This is a genomic window from Actinomycetota bacterium, assembly GCA_040905475.1.
Classification (GTDB): domain Bacteria; phylum Actinomycetota; class AC-67; order AC-67; family AC-67; genus DATFGK01.
In genome coordinates, this window is record JBBDRM010000083.1 from 1 (window position 1) to 5,571 (window position 5,571).

Here is a 5,571-nt window from a genome sequence, read left to right on the forward strand (position 1 = left end):
TGAAGGTGTGGGATTTCCTCAGGCCCAAAGCGGACGCAAGCTCAGACGCGGGCCACGCCGGGCTCGCGGTTGTGCTCTCCCTGGGGGCCATCGTTGGATCCCGGCTGCTGGCCGATGACATCTCCAGGCGACGCGTTGCTGCCCCGCCCACGAGTCCGACCGCCAGCCCGAGCCCATCGGTGACCCCGGCCCCGACGCCCTCCCCGACACCTTCGATCAAGCCGACCCCTCCACCCCTTCGGGTCGGCGACAAGGTTCGGTACACGAGCGAGAACGGCGTGTGGGAACTGTGGTATCCGGCGGGATTGCTGGCGCCCATCCATTCCGATCACAGCGGCGCGGAGCTTGCGAACTTCCGGGAACATTCCAGTGAGGTGGAAGTCCCCATCGAGATCGACGTCGAAGACTGGCGGCGAGGCGTGGTCTACAAATTGCACGACGCCCGCACAGTGGACGACCTTCTACGAGTCATGTGTGAGGCATCAAGCGTCCTCAAGATCCTTGAGTGCAAGAAGATCAATATAAATGGCCGGATCTGGGGTTGGGCGCTCATATCATCAACCGACGGCGAATCTCCCGGGACCTTCGTAGATATGCGTACGATCATCGACCGAAGGATCTACTTTGCCTCAGGGAACACGTTGCTGGGGAAGAATGGTCTCAAGCACGGGATCCCACTGATCCGTGAGGTTCTCGAAACGGTAGAGCTCCACCTCTAGAAGCCGTCGGCGAAGTCCCAGGTCCGCAGATCGCCCGGCTCGAGCCTCAGGATGACCTCGCTGCCGCTGGGCTCCACGGCGTACGCCTCGCCCATCTCCTGCCCGAGGTACCGGATCGCGATCCGCCGCTGGGCGTCGAAGGCTCCTTTGCCGTCCAGACGTGCCTTGCTGCGCAGCTCCAGGCCGCGGTACGGGGGATCGCTCTCGTAGAGCGCAAGCGAGGCGCGAGGGTCGCGCTCCACGTGACGGGCCTTGACGTCGCCCGCCTCGATCACGACGTTGAAGCCGCCGTCGCGCCACTCGTGCCACACCGGCGAGAGGAGGACCGTGCCGTCGCGGCGATACGTGGCGAGCGTCGCGACGATGGGGAGATCGACCAGGTCGCCGAGGCCGTCGATGCCGAGCTCGTTGCGCATCGAGCGGGATTTTAGCCGGTAGGGTGCGCGCGATGCTCCCGCGCGCGATCCTCTGCGACTTCGACGGCACGATGGTCGATGAGGACGTCTCCGAGCAACTGCTCGCAACGCACGGATCGCCTGAGTGGGAGGAGATCGACCGGGAATTCATGCGCGGCGATATCGGCTCGCGCGAGTGCGCGCAGCGTCAGATCGCGCTCCTCGGCGGGTCGCGCGCGGAGCTCATCGACGAGGCCGTCGCGCGCTTCCACGTCGACGAAACCTTCGCGCCGTTCGTGTCGTGGTGTCGCGAGCGCGAGATCGAAGTATCCGTTGTTTCCGACGGTTTCGGCTTCTACATCGAGCGCATGCTCGGCGCGGCGGGTGTCGAGGGCGTCCCCGTGCTCACCAACCGCACCGTGTTCGGCGGCGGGCTCCCGCGGCTGGAGTTCCCGTTCGCGCACGGCGAATGCATCGGGTGCGGGACCTGCAAGATGCGGGCCGTGCTCGAGGCTCGGGAGCGCACCGGTGGTCCGGTCGCGTTCGTCGGCGAGGGACACACGGACCGTTACGGCGCCCTGTACGCCGACCTCGTGTTCGCGAAGAAGCATCTTCCTGCGCTGTGCGACGAGATGGGCGTGCCTTACGTGGCGTGGGACACCTTCGCCGACATCCGTGACGCGCTGAACGCGGGGGTGGAGTTCACGGACCGTCCGGCGCCCGAGCGGTGTCCGGGTTGGACCCTCCCGCGAACGGAAGCGTGACCCAAAAGTGGCCCATCCAGGCACGTTTTGGGCCAAGCTTTGGTGGATCGAGCAGAAACGGTCACGAACCAGCCGGCCGAAGCGGCGAGCGAACGGCGACCTCTTTCGCCCAGCGGTAGTCGGGCTTCCCGACCGGCGTTCGGACGACCGCATCGACCAGCACGAGCTTGCGCGGGAGCTTGTACCCGGCGACCTTCGCGCGGCAGTGCTCCTGAATCTCCTCGAGGGTCACCTCCGCGCCCGGCCGCGGCTGCACGACCGCGGCGATGCGTTCGACGAACCGCTCGTCTGGGATCCCGACGACGACCACGTCGAAGACGCCGTGGTGGGACTTGACGGCCGCCTCGACCTCCTCGGGGTAGACCTTCTCGCCGCCGGTGTTGATGCACACCGAGCCGCGCCCGAAGAAGGCGATCATGCCGTCGGCATCGACGGAAGCCATGTCGCCGGTCAGCGCCCAGCGCTTGCCGTCGGGATCCTTTACGAACACGGACGCGGATTTCGCCGGGTCGTTGTAGTAGCCGAGCGGGATGTTCCCGCTGCGCGCGAGCGTGCCGATCCGGCCCGAGCCCGGCTCGACCGGCCGGAGATCGTCGCCCAGCACCGCGATCGACGCGCCGACCGCCATCTGCGGACCCTTCGACGCGTCGACGACCTGGCCGCCGGCGCCGGTCTCGCTCGTCCCGAAACCGTCCCAGATCCCGGCGTTGGGGAGGTGCGCGCGGAGCTGCTCGCGCACCGGCTCCGACAGGATCGCGCCTCCGGATCCGATCACGAACACGCTCGAGACGTCGTAGCTCGCCCCGGGTTTCGCGAGCGCTTCCGCCAGCGGCCGCGCCATCGCGTCGCCGACGACCATCACCTGGTTGCAGCGCTCGCGTTCGACCAGACGCCAGATCGCGTCGGCGTCGAATGTTCGTCCCGTGTAGAGCACGATCGTCCCGCCGCCGAAGAACGTGATGAACGTCATCCACTGCCCGCCGCCGTGCATCATCGGCGCGTTGACGACCGGGACCATGCGGTTCTCCTCGGGCAAGACGCGGCCGGCGAGCTCCTCGGGCGACGTGATCGGGTCGAGCCCGAACCCGCCGCCGCCGAGCGCCGCGAAGAAGATGTCCTCGTGCCGCCAGACGACGCCCTTCGGAAGGCCGGTCGTCCCGCCCGTGTACAGCACGTAGTGATCGTCGGACGAGCGCGGCGCGAAGTCGCGCGCGGGCGACGAGTCGGCGATCGCCTCCTCGTACTCGTCGCCGATCTCGAGCACGGCCTCGACCCGCGGCAGCCGTCCGCGGATCTGCTCGAGAACGTCCGCGAACTCGGGCTCGCGGATCACCGCGACGACGTCGGCGTTGTCCAGCACGTAGTGGAGCTCGTCGGCGACGTAGCGGAAGTTCACGTTGATCGGGACGGCGCGCAGCTTGAAGCACGCGATCATCGCCTCGATCCACTCGACGCGGTTGTAGGAGATGATCGCCACGTGCTCGCCGGGGTCGACGCCGCGCGCCGCGAGGGCGTGCGCGAGCCGGTTCGTCCGCTCGTCGAGCTCGCGGTAGGTTCGGCGTTGGTCGCCGGCGACGAGCGCGAGCCGTTCGGGGACGACGTCGGCAACGATCTCGAAGAGATCGGCGAGCGAGTAGGTGCGGTCGCTCATGCGATCGCGCCCTGCTGCTTGAGCGCGGCGATCTCGGCGGCGTCGAATCCCCAGTCGGCCAGGGCTTCGTCGGTGTGCTGACCCGCGCTCGGCGCCGGCCGCGCGATCGCGCCCGGCGTGCGGCTCAGCCGCGGGGCCGGGCCCGGCTGTGGGATCCCGTCCGCGGGGGTGACGTACGTTCCGCGCGCGACGTTGTGCGGGTGGTTCTTCGCTTCGGTCCAAGTAAGGACCGGCGAGACAAGCGCGTCCGTTCCCTCGAGCGCCGTGCTCCATTCCTCGCGGGTCCTCGTCCGGAAGATCTCGGCGAACCGCTTTCGCATCTCGGGCCAGGAGGCGACGTCCATCTGCTCGGGTAGATCTTCGCCGGAAAGGCCGAGCCCGGCGATGAGCGCCGCGTAGAACTGCGGCTCGATCGCGCCGACCGCCACGTACTGCCCGTCGGCGCACTCGTAGACGTTGTAGAAGTGCGCGCCGCCGTCGAGCATGTTCGACTCGCGCTCCTCGACCCAGCCGAAGCCGGCGTACGCGTGGCTGACGACCGCGAGCAGCGGCGCCCCGTCGACCATCGCCGCGTCGACGACCTGGCCGCGATCCGACGTGTTCCGCTCGAGGAGCGCGCACACCACGCCGAACGCCAGCAGCATGCCGCCGCCGCCGAAGTCGCCGATGAGGTTGAGCGGCACCGACGGCGGCCCGTCCTTCGGCCCGATCGCGCCGAGCACCCCGGCGATCGCGATGTAGTTGATGTCGTGCCCGGCCGCTTTGGCGAGGGGGCCGTCCTGCCCCCAGCCGGTCATGCGCCCGTACACGAGCCGCGGGTTCCGCTCGAGGCACACGTCGGGTCCGATGCCGAGCCGTTCCGCGACGCCGGGCCGGAACCCCTCGAGCAGGACGTCTGCGCCCTCGATGAGTCGGAGCAGCGTTTCGACCCCGGCGGGATTCTTGAGGTCGATCCCCGCGGAGCGCCGCCCGCGGTCGAGGACCGTTCCCGCCCCGACCGGCAACGCCCCAGAGGTCCGGTCGATGCGCAGGACGTCGGCTCCCATGTCGGCGAGCATCATCGAGGCGAAGGGGCCGGGCCCCGCGCCGGCGATCTCGATCGCGCGGATCCCCGTCAGCGGCCCACGACGCTCCTCGCTCACTCCGCCTCCCGCCTTGACGACTAGAACACGTTTCAGGAATCGTAAGCGCGGCGGCTTAGGGAGGGAAAGCGGGATGCCGGTACCGGCGCAACGCGATCGTGGGGAAGCGCGGGAGGCGCTGAAGCGCTGGATCGAGGCGCGGCAGCCCGGCTCTGAGGACGTCTGGGTCTCCGAGGTCGGCGGCCCGACCTACTCCGGCTACTCCCACGAGACGCTGTTGTTCGACGCGCGGTGGAAGGACGCCGAGGGCCGGCGCATCGAGAACCGCTTCGTCGCGCGCGTCAAGCCTTCGCGCCACACGGTGTTCCCCGACGACGCGTTCGCCGCCGAGCATCGCGTGATGAGCGCGCTCGGCTCGACCGACGTCCCGCTGCCGAGGGTGTTCGGCCTGGAGACGGACACGGCGTTCCTGGGGTCGCCGTTCTTCGTGATGGAGCGCGTCGACGGCGACGTTCCGATGGACAACCCGCCGTACACGACGCAGGGCTGGCTGCTCGACGCGATCCCCGAGAACCAGGGGCGCGTGTGGTGGAGCGGGCTCGAGGCGATGGCCGCGGTGAACCGCATCGACATCGGAACGTTCGACTTGTCCTTCTTGCGCGCGTCGCGCACCGGGGAGCCGGGCCCGGCGTCGGAGCTCGCGTATTGGCGCGAGTATCAGAGCTGGGTCGGCGCGAACGGCGTCGACACGCTCGAGCGTGCGTTCCGGCGACTGGATCGGGAGCTGCTCGACGGGGCCGACGGGGAACCCGGCCTCTGCTGGGGCGACTCGCGCATCGGCAACCAGATGTTCGACGACTTCACCTGCGTCGCGGTGCTCGACTGGGAGATGGCCACGATCGCCGAGCCCGAGATGGACCTCGCGTGGTTCCTCTACTTCGACCGCGTGTTCAGCGAGGG

The 5,571-nt window shown here is 68.8% G+C and carries 6 protein-coding genes; 3 read left to right on the forward strand and 3 right to left on the reverse strand.

Going from position 1 to position 5,571, the window contains the following annotated elements; genetic code table 11:
• A partial coding sequence (locus tag WEB06_08680) for a hypothetical protein (protein ID MEX2555694.1) occupies nt 1–719 on the forward strand: 719 nt, incomplete at its 5' end.
• On the opposite strand, the gene WEB06_08685 is transcribed toward WEB06_08680, so the two are convergent.
• On the reverse strand, nt 716–1,135 hold the full coding sequence (locus tag WEB06_08685) for a pyridoxamine 5'-phosphate oxidase family protein (GenBank protein ID MEX2555695.1): 420 nt from the start codon (nt 1,133–1,135) through the stop codon (nt 716–718). The genes WEB06_08680 and WEB06_08685 overlap by 4 nt on opposite strands.
• Nucleotides 1,136–1,167: 32 nt before the next feature.
• Between WEB06_08685 and WEB06_08690 the strand changes: the two genes are divergently transcribed.
• The gene (locus tag WEB06_08690; GenBank protein ID MEX2555696.1) at nt 1,168–1,878 is read left to right on the forward strand and encodes an MtnX-like HAD-IB family phosphatase; all 711 of its coding nucleotides are present in this window, start codon (nt 1,168–1,170) and stop codon (nt 1,876–1,878) included.
• A gap of 61 nt (nt 1,879–1,939) precedes the next feature.
• Here WEB06_08690 and WEB06_08695 read toward each other — a convergent pair whose 3' ends face one another.
• The gene (locus tag WEB06_08695) at nt 1,940–3,529 is read right to left on the reverse strand and encodes an acyl-CoA synthetase (GenBank protein ID MEX2555697.1); all 1,590 of its coding nucleotides are present in this window, start codon (nt 3,527–3,529) and stop codon (nt 1,940–1,942) included.
• Complete coding sequence (locus WEB06_08700; GenBank protein ID MEX2555698.1) at nt 3,526–4,671, reverse strand: CaiB/BaiF CoA-transferase family protein; 1,146 nt, start codon at nt 4,669–4,671, stop codon at nt 3,526–3,528. The genes WEB06_08695 and WEB06_08700 overlap by 4 nt, the downstream gene beginning before the upstream one ends.
• A gap of 73 nt (nt 4,672–4,744) precedes the next feature.
• Between WEB06_08700 and WEB06_08705 the strand changes: the two genes are divergently transcribed.
• The coding region (locus WEB06_08705; protein MEX2555699.1) for a phosphotransferase family protein at nt 4,745–5,571 on the forward strand (827 nt) is incomplete at its 3' end.